Source organism: Chitinophaga sp. (assembly GCF_036566945.1).
In the GTDB taxonomy this organism is placed as follows: Bacteria; Bacteroidota; Bacteroidia; order Chitinophagales; family Chitinophagaceae; genus Chitinophaga.
This window is the reverse complement of sequence record NZ_DATCVJ010000170.1, coordinates 1-1,694: the sequence shown is the minus strand read 5'-3', so window position 1 is coordinate 1,694 and position 1,694 is coordinate 1. Positions and strand designations below refer to the sequence as shown.

At 48.3% G+C, this 1,694-nt stretch carries 2 protein-coding genes; one reads left to right on the top strand and one right to left on the bottom strand.

What is annotated here, in order from left to right:
* Positions 1-310: HhH-GPD-type base excision DNA repair protein (locus tag VIP81_RS04890; RefSeq protein WP_331957357.1), on the top strand; the 310-nt coding region annotated here is incomplete at its 5' end.
* A 149-nt stretch (positions 311-459) separates the two neighbouring features.
* Here the strand turns inward: VIP81_RS04890 and VIP81_RS04885 are convergent.
* Positions 460-1,694 (bottom strand): hypothetical protein (locus tag VIP81_RS04885; RefSeq protein ID WP_331957356.1); only part of this gene is annotated, 1,235 nt, incomplete at its 5' end.

The following is a 1,694-nucleotide window of genomic DNA, read 5'->3' as shown; positions in this document are numbered from 1 at the left end:
CGTGTGCCAGTTCATCGTCGAAAAGTACGACGGTGACACCGCTGCGATCTGGACGTCGGGTGATCCGAACGGCAAGGAAGTGCTCAAACGACTCAAGGCGCTGCCCGGCTACGGCGATCAGAAGGCCCGAATCTTCTTGGCGCTGCTGGGCAAACAAATCGGGGTCCAGCCTGACGGTTGGCGCGAAGCAGCTGGGGATTACGGACTCGACGGGTCACGGCGGTCCATAGCCGACGTGGTCGACGAGCAGACGCTCCTCGAGGTCCGCGAGTTCAAGAAAGCCGCCAAGGCTGCAGCAAAGGCAAAATAGTCAGCCGAACTCTAAAGTAGCTGGATTTCGATTCCCTCGGTGAGAGCCGCGAGTGTATGATTCGCCTAATTCTAATAGCGTTCGAGTTGTGCGGGAAACAATTTGACAGTTATGTTATATGTCTCAAGTATCGGCGTCGCGATTAGGTGCTACTTTATCTCTCCTAGGAGGAGATCTAATGCAGCAATGGCGGCGTCTGCGGCAGGCTTGGTTACCTCTTGGTCGGCACGAAATGCGAGACCGGCATGTACATAGTTTCGCCAAGGGCGAAGGACGTTATCCAATAAGTTTGCCGTTTCGGGCTTAATTGAACGTTGTGCATTCCTTCTATTGGTAGGATCATCTTTGTAGCCGCTGCAAGATTCCTTAATCAAATCCTGAAAGCTCATTTTTACCAATTTTTCTTTGCTGGTTTTTCCTAACTTAAGTGCATTACTGAGAAGTGTGCCTTCGATCGCCGCGCCAGCCATAACGACGGATGCTCGATAGTTTCCGGTAGTTCTGCATCGTAGCGCCTCCATTCTATCCCTTCGGACAAAGTCTTGAAGTGAAGGGTCGCTCAGCGTGCGCGTAGGGTCATTATCTGTGTCGTGTTGATTATCAAGTAATCGAGGGAAATTTGGATCTCTCCACCAGTCTTCTTGAACATTCTGGAAGAAGGAATTCGCTTCTTTTTCGAGGGTGGTTGTAAAGTTTGAATGCCAGTCTAGTGCGTGTTCTTTGAGTTTCAGTGAACGTGACAGTACATCCCATGCAAGCCTGTTGGAAACGCTAGACTTGAACGACAGTTCCGATTTGTGAATCCATGAATCAACCTTCTCCCCAATAAACTTAGTGTAAGTCGGGTAGGTTCTGAACATGTCACGATTCTCGAGGAATATCGAACAAAAGTGTCCAAGGACCGCAAGATCCATCGTGCGGTCAAATCGTGCCGTGTGGGGCCCACGGTAATTTCCTTCTGGCAGAATATAGACAATTCCTTGCCTATTAATCATAAGATGTTCGGCCTTCGACTTTTCATTCAATTTTTCGTTGCGATTCACTACCTTCTTGACCAGGTTCTTTTTCAAGACTTCAGGGTCGGGCGCTCCAATAAGTAGTGATACGACATCTTCGGTCTTGTTCTTTAAGAACGATTGAAATGCGTTGAATTCTAGCGGAAGAGTTGCGGATATTCCGAAGAAATCCTCGTTGTATCGAGATTTTTCAAACGATTCAGAACGATCTCCTCTTGATAAGAAATTAACCATACGAAGTGCATGGTCTACGGGTGCGAGATTTCGGGCAGATCGGAGTTTTGCCAGTTCCTTTAGATATTTATCGGAGGATCCATCCCAAGGTATCTCGATTCTAGCCTTGACTCTTGCAATTAGTACGCCCGGGA